Source organism: Bradyrhizobium yuanmingense (assembly GCF_900094575.1).
Lineage (GTDB): Bacteria > Pseudomonadota > Alphaproteobacteria > Rhizobiales > Xanthobacteraceae > Bradyrhizobium > Bradyrhizobium yuanmingense.
In genome coordinates, this window is sequence record NZ_FMAE01000005.1 from 176,470 (window position 1) to 193,290 (window position 16,821).

Consider the following 16,821-nt stretch of genomic DNA (forward strand, 5'->3'; position numbering starts at 1 on the left):
GCTCTCTCATCCTCACATCTTCTTGTAGGCGTCGAGCACCGCCTGACCGTCGGCCCCTGCCTTCTTAAGCCAGTCGGCCGTGAGCTGGTCGCCGATCTTCTGGAAGCCGGCCTTCAGTGCCGGGCTCGGCGGCTCGACAGTCATGCCTTTGGCCTTGAGCTGACCGAGGTACCAATTGGCCTTCTCTTCCCAAGCCTTCCAGCCGCGCGTCTCCGCGGTAGCGGCGGCCTTCAGGATGGCCTCCTGGGTCGGCTTGTCGAGCGCCTCGAACGCAGCCTTGTTGACGAAAGTGTAGTTCTTCGGAATCCAGGCCTGCACGTCATAGAAGTATTTGAGCGACTCCCACGCCTTCGAATCGTAGCCGGTGCCGCCCGACGACATGAAGGAGTTCACCACGCCGGTCGCCAACGCCTGTGGCAGTTCCGCAGCCTGGATCGTGACCGATTGCGCGCCGACCAGTTCGCCGATCCGCGCGGTCCCGACATTGTAGGCGCGCCACTTCAGACCCTTCATGTCCTCGATCGTGGCCAGCGGCTTGTTGACGTAGACGCCCTGCGGTGCCCACGGCACCACGAACAGCAGCTTGAGACCTTGCGCGTCGAGCTTCTTGGCGATCGCAGGCTTGGAGGCCTGATACAGCTTCGTCGCCTCGGGGAAGCTGGTCGCGAGGAACGGCACGACGTCGACGCCGAAGATCGGGTCTTCGTTTTCGTGGATCGACAGCAGCACCTCACCCATCTGCGCCTGCCCGGTCACCACGGCGCGCTTGATGTCGGGGGCCTTGAACAGCGAGGCGCCCGGATGAACCGTGATCTGGAGCTTGCCCGAGGTGGCGGCTTCGACGTCCTTGGCGAACGCGACCAGGTTTTCGGAGTGCGGATTGTCCGCAGGATACGCTGCCGGCAGGTTCCATTTGGTCTGAGCCAAGGCAGGTGTCGCGGCCAGCACAACGCCGGCAATCAAAGATGCGTGGAATAAACGAGACATCATCGGACTTCTCCTCACAGTCGATCTAGAGAACGGGTACGCTCAGTCTGGGAAAGCGAGCTTCGGCAGGAACGTCACGATCTGCGGATACTCCGTGATGATGAAGACCGCAGCGAGCAATAGCACGAAGAACGGGAAGGCCGCCCGCGCGACCGTGAACGTATCGCGGCCGCTCATGTTCTGGAGCACGAACAGGTTGAACCCCACCGGCGGCGTGATCTGCGCCATTTCGACGTGGATGATCAGATAGACGCCGAACCAGACCAGGTCGAGGCCGGCCTGCCTGACCATGGGCAGCACGATGACAGCGGTCAGAACGATCATCGAGATGCCGTCGATCAGGCAACCCAGGATGATGTACATGATGCTCAGATACAGCGCCAGCATGCTCGGCGTGAGCTGCTGGCCCTGGACCCAGGTGGCGAGCGCGGCCGGAATCCCCGTATAGGCCATCGCCGCCGTGGTGTAGGCCGCGCCTGCCAGGATCAGCATGATCATGCAGGTCAGGCGCGTCGCGCTCATGATGCTCTCGAGGAAGTTCTTGCGCGTGAGCGTGCCGCTCCACCAAGCCAGCAGCAGCGCGCCGGAAACGCCCCAGGCCGCGCACTCCGTCGCCGTCGCAAAGCCGAGAACGAGCGACAGGAACACCGCCAGGATCAGCAGCAGGCAGGGCGCGAGCTTGGCGGACTCGCGCAGCTTCTGCCGGAGCGGCATCGGCGGATCGCGCGGCGGAACCTTTGTCGGGTTGAGCAGCGACCAGATGATGATGTAGCCGGAATAGAGCGCGATCACGAGCAATCCCGGCAGGAAGCCGCCGAGAAACACTTGAAGCACGGAGACGTTCGCCGTGACGGCATAGACCACCATCGGAATCGACGGCGGGATCAGCAGGCCGAGCGTGCCCGAGCCCGCCAGCGATCCGAGGCTCAGGCCCTTGTCATAGCCGCGCTTGTCGAGCTCCGGCAGCGCGATCTTGCCGATCGTCGCGCAGGTCGCCGCCGACGAACCCGACACCGCCGCGAAGATGCCGCAGCCGATCACGTTCACATGTGTCAGCCGTCCCGGCAGCCACTGCACCCAGGGCGATAGGCCGCGGAACATTTCCTCCGACAATTTGGTGCGGAAGAGAATCTCTCCCATCCAGATGAACAACGGCAGGGCCGCCAGCGTCCAGGATGAGCTCGCGCTCCAGGTGGTGGTCGCAAGCACGGTGCCGAGCGGCAGGCTCGTGGTGAGCGCCATCGCCACGAAGCCGACCAGCCCGAGCGAGACCGCGATCCAGACGCCGCTTCCCAGCAGCAGGATCATGACGCCGAGCAGGACGAACGACAGCTCGATCATGCCGAGACTGGCCATGGTCAGCCCCCACCGCCCTGCGAGATGCGTTCGACGAACTCTTCCGGAGTTTCGTCGGGCGAGCCCTTCTCGTAGCTCGGACGGTTGCCGCCGATGACGTTGACCATCTCGTCGATCAGCGCGATCGAGAGGATCACGAGGCCGCCGGCGAAGCCGAGCTGGGGAATCCAGAGCGGAAGCGCGACCACGCCCTGCGCCACGTCGTTGAAGCGCCAGGAATCGTAGGTCATCTGCACAGCATGACGGGTGAAGTAGAGAATGAAGGCAGCGGCAATGCCGAGCGCCACGACCTCCGCGATCTGCTTGGTCCGCCCGTGCAAGCGCTCCAGCAACAGGCCGACGCGGATCATCTCTCCGCGCTTGAAGGTGTGAGCGAGGCCGAGGAACGCCATCGCCGCCATGCACCAGGACGCAAAATCATCGCCGGCGGGAATGTTGAGCGCAAACTGGCGCCCGACCGACATCACCATCATGATTGCGAAGATCGCGACCAAGAAGACGCCCGCGGCATAGCCCGCGCCGAGATAGAGGAGGTCCAGCGCGCGTCGTACCGGTCCCTGAGTCGCTACTTCGTCCTCTGCCAACGCGATCCCCATCCTCACACGAGGCGACTCGACGGACCGATAGCATCCGACTGCCGGTCCTGTTTGAATATCGCCCTGCCCAACGCCTGTCTTTCAGACGTTAGATCAACATGATGGGGCCGGTGCAAGCAAGGTCTATGCCGGCTGGCAGGAGAATTTCCACCGCGGGTTTAGTGCGTCTCGAGCCGCAGCCCGTCATAGGCCGGCACCACGCCAGGGGGCAGCGACTGCCGGATAACCTCATAATCGACGTCGGCGGTCATGTTGGTGATGACCGCGCGCTTCGGCTTGAAGCGCTCGATCCAGGACAGCGCGTCGTTGATGCTGAAATGGCTGACATGGCCGGTGTAGCGCAGGCCGTCGACGATCCAGAGATCGAGATTTTCCAGCGCCTCCCAGCTCTCGCGCGGGATATCATTGAGATCAGGCGTGTAGGCCGCATCCCCGATGCGGTAGCCGAGCGCGGGGATGTTGCCGTGCTGCACCAGAAAGGCGGTCATCGTCACCGCGCCGCCCTTCCCCAGAATGGTCTGGCTTTCTCCCGCCTCGATCGAATGCCGCGTCAGGATCGGCGGATAATCGCTGCCCTCGGGCGAGATGAAGCAATAGGAGAACCGCGACAGGATGTCCTTGGCGGTCGACTGGTTGAAATAGGTTGGAATGCGCCGGCGCATGTGCATGACGACCGAGCGCAGATCATCCATGCCGTGGGTCTGGTCGGCATGTTCGTGCGTCAGGAACACCGCGTCGATGTGGTCGACATTGGTCGAGAGCAATTGCTCGCGCAGGTCCGGCGAGGTGTCGATCACGATGCGTGTCGTGCCATGCTCGGACGTCCGTTCGACCAGCAGCGAGCAGCGGCGACGGCGGTTCTTGGGATTGTTGGGATCACAGGCGCCCCAGCCGAGCGCCGGGCGCGGCACGCCGGCGGAGGAGCCGCAGCCCAGGATCGTCAGCGTCAGCGTCATGTGGCTCCCAGTCTCAAGCTTTCACCTTCGAGAACAGGCGGAAGAAGTTTTCGCTGGTCTGGCGCGAGATCTCGTCGAGCGACACGCCGCGCGTCTCGGCGAGCACCTTTGCGACCTCGACCACGTAGGCCGGCTCGTTGCGCTTGCCCCGAAATTTGCCGGGCGCAAGATAGGGCGAGTCTGTTTCGACCAGGATACGATCGGGCGGCAGTTCGGCTGCGATCGCGCGTAAGGTCTCCGATTTCTTGAAGGTCAGGATTCCCGTGAAGCCGATATAGAGCCCGAGCGACACCGCCTTCAGTGCCAGCTCGCGCCCGCCCGTGTAACAATGCAGGACGGCGCGAAACGATCCCTTTGCGGCCTCCTCTTCCAGAATGCGCGCGCAGTCCTCGTCGGCCTCGCGGGTATGGATCACCAGCGGCAGTCCGGTGGTGCGGGCGGCGGCGATGTGGGCGCGAAAGCCCCTCGCCTGCGCCTCCGGCGAGCCGTTGTCGTAGAAATAATCGAGCCCGGCCTCGCCGAGCGCGACGACCTTGGAATGCTGGGTCAGCGCAATCAGCTCATCCGGCGCGATGCCGTCCTCCTCGTCCGCATGATGCGGATGGGTGCCGACCGAGCAATAGACGTCGTCATAGCGCTCCGCGATGGCGAGCAGGTCCTGCAGCCGCCCGACCCGCGTCGAGATCGTGACCATGCGGGCGATCCCGGCGGCTCGCGCCCGCGACACGATACCGTCGAGATCTTCCGCAAAGTCCGGAAAATCCAGATGGCAATGACTGTCGACCAGCATCGTGCGAACGCCTTCAGGCCGCCGGCTCGACGTAGCGCGGGAACGCCGGCATCGGCGCCGGCAGCGTCGAACCGGGCGCGATGCGCTTGGCGCCGCCGAGCATGTCAAAATTGCGCTCGGCTTCGGGGATGCCGAGGCTGTCGAGCAGCTTGCCGGAGGCGGTCGGCATCGCGGGCTGAGCCAGGATCGCAATCTGACGCACGACTTCGGCGGTGACGTAGAGCACCGTCTTCTGCCTGGCCGGATCCGTCTTGGCGAGCGCCCACGGCGCTTCACCCGCAAAATAGCGGTTGGCCTCCGCGACCACGGCCCAGACGGCGTTGAGCCATTGATGAATCTGCTGCGTCGCCATGGCTTCACGCGAGGCAGCGATCATGCCGTCGGCCATCGCCAGGATCGCCTTGTCGTTGTCGCTGAACTCGCCGGGCTCGGGCAGCACGCCGCCGAGCTGTTTTGCGATCATCGACAGCGAGCGCTGCGCGAGATTGCCGAGATCGTTGGCGAGATCGGCGTTGATGCGCGCGACAATCGCCTCGTGATTGTAGTTGCCGTCCTGGCCGAACGGCACCTCGCGCAAGAAGAAGTAGCGCAACTGGTCGACGCCGTACTGGTCGGCGAGGTTGAAGGGATCGACAGTGTTGCCGACCGACTTCGACATCTTCTCGCCCCTGTTGAACAGGAAGCCGTGGGCATAGACCCGTTTCGGCAGCGGGATGCCCGCCGACAAAAGGAAGGCCGGCCAATACACCGCATGGAAGCGGATGATGTCCTTGCCGATGACGTGCACGTCGGCCGGCCAATAGCGCCAGTTCTTGTCGCTCTCATCGGGGAAACCGACGCCGGTGATGTAGTTGGTCAACGCATCGACCCAGACATACATCACGTGCTCTTCGTCGCCGGGCACCTTCACGCCCCAATCGAACGTGGTGCGCGAGATCGAGAGATCGCGCAGGCCGCCCTTGACGAAGCTCACCACCTCGTTCTTGCGCGAGTCCGGCCCGACGAAGTCGGGCTGATCCGCATAGAGCTTGAGCAGCTTGTCCTGGTACTCCGACAAGCGGAAGAAATAGCTCTTCTCCTCCACCCATTCCACCGGCGTGCCCTGCGGCCCCAAGCGCACGCCATCGTCGTTCACACGCGTCTCGTCCTCGGCGTAATAGGCCTCGTCACGGACCGAGTACCAGCCCGAATAGGTGTCAGCGTAGATGTCGCCGTTCGCTTCCATGCGGCGCCAGATCTCCTGGCTGGAGCGGTGATGCTGCTCCTCGGTGGTGCGGATGAAGCGGTCGAACGACACGTCCAGGCGCTCGTCCATCTCTCTGAAGCGGCCGGCATTGCGCGTCGCGAGCGCGGCGGTGGACATGCCTTCGTTCGCCGCCGTCTGAATCATCTTCTGACCGTGCTCGTCGGTGCCGGTCAAAAAGAACACATCCTTGCCGTCGAGCCGCGCAAAGCGCGCCAGGGCGTCGGTCGCGATCGCCTCATAGGCATGACCGATATGCGGGCTACCGTTGGGATAGGCGATCGCGGTGGTGATGTAGAAGATGTTGTCGCGCGCGGCGGCAACCGCAGGCGCGGCAACGTGCGCAGAAGCGACGGGCTTCGGCGAACGAGGAGCCTTTGGCTTCGGCGCCTTTGGCTTCTCAGGCGTCACGACGGGAGTCGGTGCGGCGGTCACGGCAGGCGCAGCCGCATTTTTCGCGACCTTCTTCGCCGGAGCCTTGGCCGGCTTTTTGGCAGCTTTCTTCACCGCCTTCTTGGCGACGACCTGCTTCTTCGCGGCCTTCTTTGCGGCGCCCTTCTTCACGCTCTTCTTGACGGCAGCCTTCTTGGTCTTCTTGACCTTCTTGGCAGCTTTGGCCGCGCGCGCCTTGGCCTTTTTCGCGGCTTTCTTGACGGCCTTCTTCGCAGCCTTCTTGCCGCTCTTGCGTTTGACGGATTTCTTAGCTCGCGTTGCCACCACGAATTCCTTTACCGGCTTCTCGAATTTTGGAAACGGCTCGGCGTTCCGTTATTGTTTTGCGCATGATCTTTCGGAAAACCGCTGCGCACTTTTCCGGATCATGCTTTAGCGCGTTGCGTCCGCCAGCCAGCCGAACACCGAGAAAACCAAGGGCTTTCGGTCCAGATTGTAGGTTTCGGTGTCGCGCGCGGCGCGGACGATCTTTTCCCATACCTCAGCTAGCCGCGCAAGGCGCGGCAGGTTCTGGTTGGCATTGGCCTCATCCGCATGCAGGCGCTCCGCAATCCAGCGGTCGATGCCGTCGATGAAGGCCGCAAGCGCCACGCGGTCGCTGGTGCCGAGCGAATCGCCGAGCGTGTGCAATTCGCGCGGATCGACCTGCGGCAGGCGCGCGAGCAGCGCCGCCGTGCGCTGCTGAAGCTTCAGGGCCTCGCCACCGAGCAACGTCAGCGTCCGTGCGACGCTGCCCTCGGAGGCCTCGGCCGCCTCGCGCAGCGCGGCATCGTTCGGATCGAGCTCAGCCGCCGAAGCTGCGGCGCCGATCACATCATCCGTGGTGAGCGGTCGCAGGCGCAGCTTGCGGCAGCGCGACTGGATCGTGGCGAGCACCCGCGCGGGCGCGTGGCTCACCAGCAGGAACAGCGATTGCTGCGGCGGCTCCTCCAAGATCTTCAGAAGCGCGTTGGCCGCGTTCGGATTGAGCTCGTCGACCGTGTCGACGATGCAGACGCGCCAGCCTTCGGCCGCGGCGGTCGAGCCGAAGAAACCGATCGTCTCGCGCGTCTCGTCCACGGTGATCACGGTGCGCATCACGCCGCGCTCGTTGGCGGTGCGCTCGAGCGTCAGCAGGCCGCCATGCGAGCCGGCCGCCACCTGCCGCGCCACGGCGTCGTCGTGATCGATCGCAAGGCTTTCGGCGCGCTGCACGGCCGGCGCCAGCGGCTGCGCATGGGCGAGCACGAAGCGCGCCATGCGATAGGCCAGCGTCGCCTTGCCGATCCCCTGTGGCCCGCCGATCAGCCAGGCATGCGGAATGCGTCCGCTGCGATAGGCATCAAGCAGCGCGGCCTCCGCCTCGCGATGGCCGAACAGCTGCGACGTCTCGCGCGGATGCGGTATGGCGGTTTCGCGCTCGGCCTGACGCGGGCTCATACCGACACCACTGACGCAGGCGTTGGCAGCAGGCGCTCGCGCAGCGCCGTCCAGATGCGCGCGGCGACCGTGTCCGGATCGGAATTGGCGTCGATCAGCACGCAGCGCGCGGGATCCTCCGCCGCGATCTTGCGATAGGCTTCGCGAAGGCCCTGGTGGAAGCTGAGCTTCTCGGCCTCGAACCGGTCCGGCGTGCCGCTGCCGCGGCGCGCGGCGGCGCGTTGCAGGCCGATCTCGACCGGCAAATCGAGGATGATGGTGAGGTCCGGCTTGAGGTCGCCGATCGTCACCCTTTGCATCGCGTTGATCAGGCCATCGGACACCTGGCCGAGGCTGCCCTGATACGCCCGCGTCGAGTCCGCGAAGCGGTCGCACAGCACCCAGACGCCCTGGCTCAGCGCCGGCTGGATCACCGTGCGGACATGGTCATCGCGCGCGGCGGCAAACAGCAGCGTCTCGGCCTCGGGGCCGAGCAGCTTGCCCATGCCCGACAGCACCAGATGACGCATGATTTCAGCGCCCGGCGAGCCGCCCGGCTCCCGCGTCACGCGGATGCGCAGCTTTGCCGCCTTGAGGCGGTCGGCGAGCTTCTTGATCTGGGTCGACTTGCCCGTGCCCTCGCCGCCTTCAAAGGTGATGAAGCGTCCCCGTCCGGACGGCCGCTGTGCAGCGCTCTCACTCATGATCAGAGCTTCTCGGCGCCTGCGCGGAACATGCCGATCACGAGCTCGCTGGCGCCGTCGATCGCGCGGCGCATGGTCGAGCCGGTGCCGATCGCCTCCGCGGCGTAGACCGGCGTCTCGACCGCGATGTTGCCGCTGCGCCAGACCCTGACCACGCCGACCCGCTGGCCGGCCTCGATCGGCGCGCGCACCGGGCCACTATAGACGATGCGCGCAATCAGCTTGTCGCTGCCGTTCTTGTGCACCATCACCTTCACAGGGGTCTTGGCGATGAGCTTGACCGACCGGCTCTCGCCGCCGAACACCTTGGCGTAGCCGACCGGCTGCTCGGCTGCGATCAGGGTGCGGGTCTCGAAATTGCGAAAACCCCATTCCAGCATCTTCTTGGCTTCCGTGGCGCGGTCCTCGGGATCGTCAAGTCCGTTGACGACGACGATCAGCCGCGTGCCGTTCTGCACGGCGGAGCCGACCATGCCGTAGCCGCCTTCCTTGGTGTAGCCGGTCTTCAGGCCGTCAGCGCCTTCCATCGAATTGAGCAGCGGATTGCGGTTTTGCTGGCGGATCTTGTTCCAGGTGAACTCCTTCTCGCCGAACAGTTTGTAGAATTCGGGGAAGTCCAGGATGATGTGCCGGGCAAGCATGCCGAGCTCGCGCACCGTCATCTTGTTGCCGGGATCGGGCAGACCGCTGGAATTGGCGAAGGTCGACCTGGTCATGCCAAGCTCGCGGGCGCGCTTGGTCATGAAGTCGGCGGCAAAGATCCGCTCATTGCCCGCCATGGCTTCGGCCAGCGCGATGCAGGCGTCGTTGCCGCTCTGGATGATCGCGCCGCGCAGGAGATCGTCGACCGAGACCTTGCTGTTGATGGCGGCGAACATGGTCGAGCCGCCCGAGGGGGCCCCGCCTCTGCGCCAGGCATTCTCGCTGATCCGATACTCGTCGTTCAGCTTGATGTCGCCCTTCTTGATGGCATTGAAGACGACCTCCGCGGTCATCAGCTTCATCATGCTCGAGGGCGCGCGCAGCTCGTCGGCGTTCTTCTCGAACAGCACGCTGCCCGAGGAGGCTTCGATCAGGATCGCGGTCGGGGCATCGCCGTCGAAGCCGGCATCTTCCGCTTTCTTGCCGCCCTGGACGCTCTGGTTGGCCGCAAGGAGCGCCCCGCCCCAGCCGATGGCCGCTGCCAAAACCGTCGCGATCAGCCCGCGTGCCAGCGTTCCGGCGGTGAGCCGGTTGCGACGAAGCAAAGGAAGACGAAGTGCCATGGCGAAGCCCTGAGAGAGGCGTTCTAACAGCTGGAACAGATGCGAACAACACGCGGTTGGACGCTTGTCGCCGAGATTGCACGATTCTCGCTGCGCCCCTATCGTGACGCCTCATGTTTTTCGACCAAACCCCTGAAACAAGGCGGAAAAGCGAATGCCCTCAACCCGCATGATCAAGTCCAACGGGGTCGAGCTGTTCGTCCGCGAAGCCGGACAGGGACCGCTGGTCGTGCTGTGCCATGGCTGGCCGGAGCTGTCCTATTCCTGGCGCCACCAGATCCCGGCAGTCGCCGAAGCCGGGTTTCACGTCGTCGCCCCCGACATGCGCGGCTATGGCCAGAGCGCGGCGCCGCTCGACGCGAACGCCTACTCGATCTTCGACACGGTCGGCGACGTGGTCGGCCTGGTCCAGGCCCTCGGCGAGACCAAGGCGATGGTGGTCGGCCATGATTGGGGTGCACCGGTCGCCTGGCACGCGGCGCTGTTCCGGCCGGACATCTTCACGGCGGTCGCGGGCCTGAGCGTGCCGCCGCCGTTCCGGGGCCGCGGCAAGCCGCTCGACCTGCTGCGCCAGGGCGGCGTCACCAATTTCTACTGGCAGTATTTCCAGACGCCCGGCGTCGCCGAGGCCGAGCTCGAGCGTGACGTCGCACGCACCATGCGCATCGTCCTCGGCGGGCGGGGCCTCGCCGATCCCACCGCCGCCATGTTCGTGCAGGAGGGCAAGGGCTTTCTCGGCCACGCGGGCGCCGACGAGCCGCTGCCTGGCTGGCTCAGCGAGGCAGACCTGGCCTATTTCACCGAGGCCTTCCGCAAGTCCGGCTTCCGCGGCGGGCTGAACTGGTATCGCAACATCGACCGCAATTGGGAGCTGACCGCGCCCTGGCAGGACGCGCAGATTCACCAGCCTTCCCTCTTCATCGCAGGCTCGAAGGACGCCGTCATCACCGGCCTGATCGGGGCCAAGCGCGTCAACGAGCTCGAGCGCGTGCTGCCCAATCTGAAGCGCAAGCTGATCATCGAGGGCGCCGGCCATTGGGTGCAGCAGGAGCGGCCCGAAGAGGTGAATGCGGCGCTCGTCACGTTCTTGAAGGAGAGCGCGGCTCAGTAGAGGCCGCGGCCGCTCAGGATGCTGCGGGCCTCGGCGGCGCCATCGGTCGATGCGGCCGCGCTGTCGGCGGCGTAGCGACCGTCCTCGCCATAGGACACCGCGCGGGCGTTCTGGAGCGCCTGGCCCCGGCTGCGGCTCGAGGCCGACATTTCCGAGGTAGCATTGAGCGAAGCCATATCGGCCGAGGTACTGCCGAGATTGTATGGCCGCCCCTCCGGCATCGGGACCTCGCCGCGAATGGCACCGCGGGTCGAGGACGGCAGCTCCGGCACAAACGGCTTGGCCGAGGCGACCCGGACCATCGAGGGCGACGGCGCCGGAACGCCGGTGCGCAGGGTCGCCAGAAGCTGGCGGTCGTCGGAGCCTTCTAGCGGAGCCCGGCCGACATATTCGACGCGGACCTTGGCGACGCCATTTCCTTTGAATTCAAGGAGTTCGGCAGCCTTGTTCGAGACGTCGATGAGGCGGTTGCCGTGATAAGGCCCGCGGTCATTGACTCGGACGATCAGCGACTTGCCGTTCGAGACGTTGGTCACCCGCGCATAAGACGGCATCGGCAGGGTCGGATGCGCCGCGGTCAGCGAGGTCATGTCGAACACTTCGCCATTGGCGGTCAGGCGGCCGTGGAAACTGTCGCCGTACCAGGAGGCCATGCCCTCAGCTCGGTAGTTGGCGTCCTCCTCCGGCACGTAAGTCCGGCCCGCCACGACATAGGGCTTGCCGACGCGGTATGTGCCGCCGCCCTTCGGGACCGGATCGCCGAAGGCCACCACCCGCGGGCTCGAGGACACGCCGTATTTCGGGTCGACGCGGCTGGCGAACTTGTTCGAGGAAGCGCAGTTGGCGAGCGCAAGGCAGGTCGCGACCGCCGCAACACCGCGCGCGGCTCGCAAAACCGAATCTGACCGATGGATCCCCATGCGCCCCAAATACCACTTCGCCGGAGGCGTACCCAACCCGCTTTGGCTACGGGAGCGCTGTCCGGTCATCTCATCCGAGGCGGCCCACCACCGTCTCGGAAGCGGTAACGATAACGCAACCCGAACGCGGCGGAAATGGGGAGCCCATGGCGATCACGCCGGGATGGTAAACGAGACGTTCGCATTTTTCCGTTGTTCTACGGGGCGATGGCCCCCGCACTGTGCCAGTGCCGGACAGTCTGTTGCGCCAAATCCTCACTCCATCCCCATTGTCGCGCCGCTCACCGAAATTCTTTTGACTGTGCAAGGCCGCCCGCGTTCTCTCGGATGCGAGGGCGGGATTTGGAATTTAACGATGATCGAGACGGTTTCGGCACTGATGGGTCTGGTAAGCGCGGGGATCTTCCTGGCCCATGCGTTCGAGGGTTACCGCACGAGGGCCTAAAGGCACTCGCGCGGACGGCAAGCATCACCTCTTTCAAAGCGGCGCGTTCGGACGGTCTTGGTCGATCCACTCGCGCATCGAACACGAGAGCGGCAGGTGTCCCATGCGTAATCATGACCTCGTATCCGATGGCTTCCTGGCCTTGACCGCCGGCGGCTTGGTGCTGCTCTGCTCGAGCCTCGTCGCGCTGGCGTTTGCCTGAACCGCACGTCCTCCTGTCCAACACGGGGTTCTCTCCATTGCGGCGCAGCAGGCGCGGCCGTCCCCGCTCCCATTCAGTTAATTGAATTATTGCGTTCGGCGCCTCGACCAATTGCAAGAGGCCATCACCAACGAGGGTGACGCAAATGCTTGCCGAGAAGTTCTTCCTGGTCTTGGAATCCCTGATCCGCGGCAACCGCACCTATCCGGATGGAAGTCCCCGGGTCATCAGCACCTCCCCGCATGTGCCGGTCAGGCTGCCGTCAGCGAAATAACCGGCGCGTCCGCCAGCCGCCGAAATCCGCCGCTCAGCGCAGGCCCAACAGCGAGCGGCGGTAGAAGCCGCCGCGGGCCTCGTTCTGGCAGACGAAGCTGCCGTCGAAGCCCTGGCCGTAGCGCTTCTGCCCCTTGCGGTAATAGACGCCCTTGCCGAAGTCGAGCCAAACCACCTTGTCGCGCGGGCAATGACGCTGGGCCTGCGCCTCGTATCGAAACGGCGTCAGCGGCGTCGCCGAGACCTCGGCGCCACCTGCAGCGACCAGCATGGCGCCGGCGCATGCGATTGCGCCGGACCATTTGCCAAAGCTGCCCCGTGACATGCCCCCACCTCCCGCTCGCCGCCGTCTCCGGCGGCTGGCACGGTAGCACGAAACGGCACAGCCCGCGGAAGGCGGCAAGCGCGCCAAACGCAGCAGCGGGTGTCATTGCCGGTCCGCTTCGAACTGCGCCAGCGCCTGGTGCAGACATTCCTGAAGCCTCTGCGCGACCTGCTCGCGCGCGATCCCCTTGCCTGCGAGATCGCCCGCCACCTTGCCGACTACATCGTCCATCGTCCGGCTCTCCAGATGGTCCGTCACCAGCGCAGCCGCGTAGCCTGCAGCGGCATCGCCACTGAGCCCGAGCTGGCCTGCGGCCCAAAGCCCGAGCAGCTTGTTGGACCGCGCCGTGGCCTTGAACATCAATTCCTCGTCGTGGGCGAATTTGGCTTCAAAGCCCCGCTCGCGCTTGTCGAACGTGGTCATGGTCAGCTCCATTCTGCGTCGCTGATGAGGATCGCACTTGCTGGGAGCGAACGTATCCATGGTTCAGGTCACTTTTGGATCATCAGAAGCTTCCTCCCGGAAGCGAAGCGCCGTCAAGCCTGCCGATGGGAAGCAGACACCCAAGCGGCATTGGCGGCCGACAATCAAATGCAGGCCGCCAGCAGATGCGATTTTTTGGTAGTTGCGCGGCTAAGCGCGTTCGCTCAGCCCTTCGCCGCCGCCGCTTCGCGCGCCAACCGCTCGGCCTTCAGCCGTTCCTTGTTGGCATAGAACGCCTTCTGCGCCGCTTCGTGATCGCGCATGGCCTTCTCGGCCTCGATCCGCCGAGCCGCATCGCGAGCGTGGCGCTGTTCGGGAGTCAGGGGTTTGCGTCGGAAGGAAAGGTCTTCAGTCATGCTGAATGAACGTGGCCGTGAGGAAAAAGTTCCGCATGGTCCCGTTCGAGACCGTCGGCCGGGGGCATAAGTTGTCCGAAAACAACCCCATGCACAGTAGCTAAGTTCCTCTACCACAACGCTTTTCTCAATGAGGGCCAGAGATCCGCGCTCCGATCGCCGGAACCGTCAGATCGCGATGTCCGCGATCACGGGCAAATGGTCGGAATAGGCGCGCGCCGCATGATCGGTCCAGACTTTCTCGATTCGGCTGTCACGCGTTGCGTAGATCCGGTCGAGCCGCATGAGGGGCAAGCGCGATGGGAAAGTTCGCAACCGCGTCCGGTTCGGGCAGGCCTGCGCGAGCACGCGCCGCACCGATTTCACCCAAAACCAATCGTTGAAATCGCCGAGGACGACGGTCCTTTCCGGCTTCACCAGGCTCACCACGGCCTGAGCCTGCGCATAACGCTCGTGGATGCTGAGGCCGAGATGAGTGGCCACCACGCGGACGTCGCCGAAAGGCGTCAGCAATCCCGTCGCGATCGCCCTGCGCGGCTCCCGCTCTCGATACGACACGTCGACAATCTCGGGCACGCTGGAGAACGGAAAGCGGCTCATGAGCATCTGGCCGTAGTCACCGTCCTCCGTGACGATCGACTTGGCATGAACGCGATGATCGCCGACGACGCGCGCCAGCTTCGCGAACGGGTCGTCCGACCGCGATCGGGAATCCACCTCCTGGAGCGCGACGACATCCGGCGACCATTTGCGCAGGATGGAGCAAACACCCTCCAGATCGAATTTCGGATTGAGATTGAACGTGCCGTGCACATTCCACGTCATGAAGCGCACGGGCACCATCAGCGCCTCCCGGCGAGCCATGTCGTCACGAATTGCGCGCCGACGCAGACCCCGAGCCAGCCGAGGAATGCCAGTATCAGAAGCACTATGTTGCTCCAGGACGCATTTCTGGCGAGCTCTGCAATCTGCGAGCCGAGAACCGCCATGGCCAGGATTCCGGGCGTGCTGCCCAGCAGAGTTCCAACCATGAAGTCACGAAGAGGCAGCGTGCTTGCGCCTGCCACGACGTTTACCAGTGAGAACGGTGCTATGGGAAGCATCCGGATGACGACAACCGCCAGGATCCCCTTCCCGACCACGCGTTCCTGGATGCGTGCGGCACGTCGGCCCAGCAGACGCTGAAGCCGTTCCCGGCCGACGAAGCGACCGATCGCAAACAGGATCAGGGCGCTGAGCAGGACGCCCGCCATGGCGGTCGCGAACCCCAGCCACGGCCCGAGTGCGGCGGCCGTTGCCGCAATGAGCACGAGAACCGGAAAGACGACGAGCCCGCCAAGGACGAAGGCTGCGATCGCCAATGGCGGCCCCCAGATGGACTGCGAATAGGCAGACAGAAGCGCCGAAAGATGACCTGCATCGGCGACATCGCTCAAGGACGTGTAAGACCAGGCCAGCGCCAGCCCAAAAAGAGCCACGGCTATCGCAACGATCCCGATGATGGTTTTCGTCGTCCACATGCGAGATGCCGTGCGCTCCAGATGAAGTGGCAGCTCAGGGTCCGCCACAGGCTGAACCAAGCTGGCCAGCGTGCTGGTTAGAACCGAAGACTGGACTTTCCGCAACGTCTTGGCGCCATGAGATGTGGAGACGTCGTCTAGCAGAGCGAAGAGCCGATGCTCGTTTCTTGCGATGGCCTGCTCGTCGAGACCGCAGAAATGAGCGATGAGACGACGGCGGACGGAGGCGATGAAATCCCGATGCTGCTCGGATTCAGCTTCAAAGATGAGGTCGCATTCGCTGTCGGCGCCCATGGAACGATTGTTCAGATTGGCGGAGCCGATCCGCAAGATCCGGTCGTCGACCACCATGAGCTTGCTGTGCACCATCACGGCGGCTTCCTTATTGCCGCTGCGGGAGACCGGATGGACGAAGCGGATGCGATCGGCCACGCCAGCCGCGCTGAAGCAGTTGATGAAGGCGCCACGGCCGTTCTGCATGGCCTGGGACTCAAACCACGAGGAATGCAGTTTCGGAGCGACCACCAGAACCCGAAGCGACGGCACGCGGCACATCTGCTCCGCCAATTCGTGCGCCATCCGGGTCGCGCTGGTGAATTGATTTTCGATGTACACGAAGCTCGTTGCCGACCGGATCGCCGCAATGAAGGAGCGTTCGACCTCCTTGATGGTCGAGCCTGCAGGACAGACCACCTCGGTCCTGGCGATCCCGACCGGCACGTGCTCGGCCTCCACAGGCACGTTCGCCGGCCAGCGACCGTTCCTCGGTGCGCACCATTCATCGGACTGTTGGCCTGCCGCACGCCAGCGTTGCTCCGCGAGGGCGAACAGCTGCTCCGCAGCATCGCCGTCGACCAGGCACTGAACATCGTGAAACGGCGGATACGGCTTGCGCTGAGGGTCGCAGCGCATGGCATTGTCGGCGCGGTGGTCACTCGTGTCCCAGCGCCTGATCGTCAGATCGAGGCCGCCGACGAACGCCAATGAACCGTCGACACAGACGATCTTCTGGTGTTGCGCCGAACCGAACGGAAGCGTGGCGTCCAGATGAAACCGGACGCGGCCATCGGTGTCGGCGGTAAATTTCGCCGCGGAATTCCACTCTCTCTCGGAAGCGTAAAACGAGACGAAGTCCCAGACGAGAATGTTGATGCGCAAGGCGGGCCTGCGCTGCACCAGGGCGCGCAGGAAGGGACCCAGCTCCTCAGGCAGGCCATCATCCGCACGTCCGGAGGCTCCGACCAGGCGTGTCCTGCTATGGATGTCCCATCCGATGATGTAGACGAAATCCTGCGCCTCCAGCAGGGCCTCCCGCAGGGCTGCGAAATAGGCGGCGGCATCGTTCAGAACCGCCACGCGCCGCGCCCTGCACCGCCGCCAGACGGTGTCGCCGGGAGTGAGTGTCGATGCGCTCTGAAGCAGGTGAACCTCGCAATTC

General features: G+C 64.5%; 17 protein-coding genes. 2 read left to right on the forward strand and 15 right to left on the reverse strand.

The window, feature by feature from the left end:
* Window positions 1-12 precede the first annotated feature (12 nt).
* The 9 genes from GA0061099_RS18205 to GA0061099_RS18245 all read right to left on the reverse strand — a co-directional run bounded on the left by GA0061099_RS18205 (window position 13) and on the right by GA0061099_RS18245 (window position 9,748).
* Window positions 13-990 carry a TRAP transporter substrate-binding protein gene (locus GA0061099_RS18205; RefSeq protein WP_035999237.1) on the reverse strand — a complete coding sequence of 326 codons (978 nt, stop codon included), beginning with the start codon at window positions 988-990 and terminating at the stop codon, window positions 13-15.
* 39 nt (window positions 991-1,029) lie between these two features.
* Entirely contained in the window at window positions 1,030-2,343 is a 1,314-nt protein-coding gene (locus tag GA0061099_RS18210) for a TRAP transporter large permease (RefSeq protein ID WP_035999234.1), read from the reverse strand.
* A 2-nt stretch (window positions 2,344-2,345) separates the two neighbouring features.
* Window positions 2,346-2,939: a TRAP transporter small permease gene (locus GA0061099_RS18215; protein WP_036031428.1), complete on the reverse strand. Its 594-nt coding sequence runs from the start codon at window positions 2,937-2,939 to the stop codon at window positions 2,346-2,348.
* Between the two features lie 158 nt (window positions 2,940-3,097).
* On the reverse strand, window positions 3,098-3,895 hold the full coding sequence (locus GA0061099_RS18220) for an MBL fold metallo-hydrolase (protein WP_035999229.1): 798 nt from the start codon (window positions 3,893-3,895) through the stop codon (window positions 3,098-3,100).
* A 13-nt stretch (window positions 3,896-3,908) separates the two neighbouring features.
* A complete protein-coding gene (locus tag GA0061099_RS18225) occupies window positions 3,909-4,685 on the reverse strand; it encodes a TatD family hydrolase (RefSeq protein WP_036031429.1) in 777 nt (258 codons plus the stop codon).
* Window positions 4,686-4,698: 13 nt separating this feature from the next.
* Window positions 4,699-6,645, reverse strand: a complete 1,947-nt coding sequence (metG, locus tag GA0061099_RS18230; protein ID WP_074448020.1) for a methionine--tRNA ligase — start codon at window positions 6,643-6,645, stop codon at window positions 4,699-4,701.
* Window positions 6,646-6,753: 108 nt separating this feature from the next.
* Complete coding sequence (locus GA0061099_RS18235) at window positions 6,754-7,800, reverse strand: DNA polymerase III subunit delta' (RefSeq protein WP_036031432.1); 1,047 nt, start codon at window positions 7,798-7,800, stop codon at window positions 6,754-6,756.
* A complete protein-coding gene (gene tmk / locus GA0061099_RS18240) occupies window positions 7,797-8,483 on the reverse strand; it encodes a dTMP kinase (protein WP_036031435.1) in 687 nt (228 codons plus the stop codon). The genes GA0061099_RS18235 and tmk overlap by 4 nt, the downstream gene beginning before the upstream one ends.
* Window positions 8,484-8,485: 2 nt before the next feature.
* Window positions 8,486-9,748 carry a D-alanyl-D-alanine carboxypeptidase family protein gene (locus GA0061099_RS18245; RefSeq protein WP_035999217.1) on the reverse strand — a complete coding sequence of 421 codons (1,263 nt, stop codon included), beginning with the start codon at window positions 9,746-9,748 and terminating at the stop codon, window positions 8,486-8,488.
* Between the two features lie 154 nt (window positions 9,749-9,902).
* Here GA0061099_RS18245 and GA0061099_RS18250 point away from each other — a divergent pair, with 154 nt between their 5' ends.
* Window positions 9,903-10,859, forward strand: coding sequence for an alpha/beta fold hydrolase (locus GA0061099_RS18250; protein ID WP_036031438.1), 957 nt, complete (start codon window positions 9,903-9,905; stop codon window positions 10,857-10,859).
* Here the strand turns inward: GA0061099_RS18250 and GA0061099_RS18255 are convergent.
* Complete coding sequence (locus GA0061099_RS18255; protein WP_050996265.1) at window positions 10,853-11,779, reverse strand: septal ring lytic transglycosylase RlpA family protein; 927 nt, start codon at window positions 11,777-11,779, stop codon at window positions 10,853-10,855. The genes GA0061099_RS18250 and GA0061099_RS18255 overlap by 7 nt on opposite strands.
* Before the next feature lie 792 nt (window positions 11,780-12,571).
* Here GA0061099_RS18255 and GA0061099_RS42765 point away from each other — a divergent pair.
* The gene (locus GA0061099_RS42765; protein WP_260347296.1) at window positions 12,572-12,700 is read left to right on the forward strand and encodes a hypothetical protein; all 129 of its coding nucleotides are present in this window, start codon (window positions 12,572-12,574) and stop codon (window positions 12,698-12,700) included.
* Window positions 12,701-12,733: 33 nt separating this feature from the next.
* Here GA0061099_RS42765 and GA0061099_RS18260 read toward each other — a convergent pair whose 3' ends face one another.
* The 5 genes from GA0061099_RS18260 to GA0061099_RS18280 all read right to left on the reverse strand — a co-directional run bounded on the left by GA0061099_RS18260 (window position 12,734) and on the right by GA0061099_RS18280 (window position 16,739).
* A complete protein-coding gene (locus tag GA0061099_RS18260; RefSeq protein ID WP_036031443.1) occupies window positions 12,734-13,024 on the reverse strand; it encodes a hypothetical protein in 291 nt (96 codons plus the stop codon).
* Between the two features lie 102 nt (window positions 13,025-13,126).
* Complete coding sequence (locus GA0061099_RS18265; RefSeq protein WP_036031452.1) at window positions 13,127-13,447, reverse strand: DUF1476 domain-containing protein; 321 nt, start codon at window positions 13,445-13,447, stop codon at window positions 13,127-13,129.
* A gap of 224 nt (window positions 13,448-13,671) precedes the next feature.
* Entirely contained in the window at window positions 13,672-13,863 is a 192-nt protein-coding gene (locus GA0061099_RS18270) for a hypothetical protein (RefSeq protein ID WP_035999201.1), read from the reverse strand.
* Between the two features lie 168 nt (window positions 13,864-14,031).
* Window positions 14,032-14,706: an endonuclease/exonuclease/phosphatase family protein gene (locus GA0061099_RS18275; protein WP_036031455.1), complete on the reverse strand. Its 675-nt coding sequence runs from the start codon at window positions 14,704-14,706 to the stop codon at window positions 14,032-14,034.
* Window positions 14,706-16,739 carry a VTT domain-containing protein gene (locus GA0061099_RS18280; protein ID WP_036031446.1) on the reverse strand — a complete coding sequence of 678 codons (2,034 nt, stop codon included), beginning with the start codon at window positions 16,737-16,739 and terminating at the stop codon, window positions 14,706-14,708. The genes GA0061099_RS18275 and GA0061099_RS18280 overlap by 1 nt, the downstream gene beginning before the upstream one ends.
* Window positions 16,740-16,821: the final 82 nt, after the last annotated feature.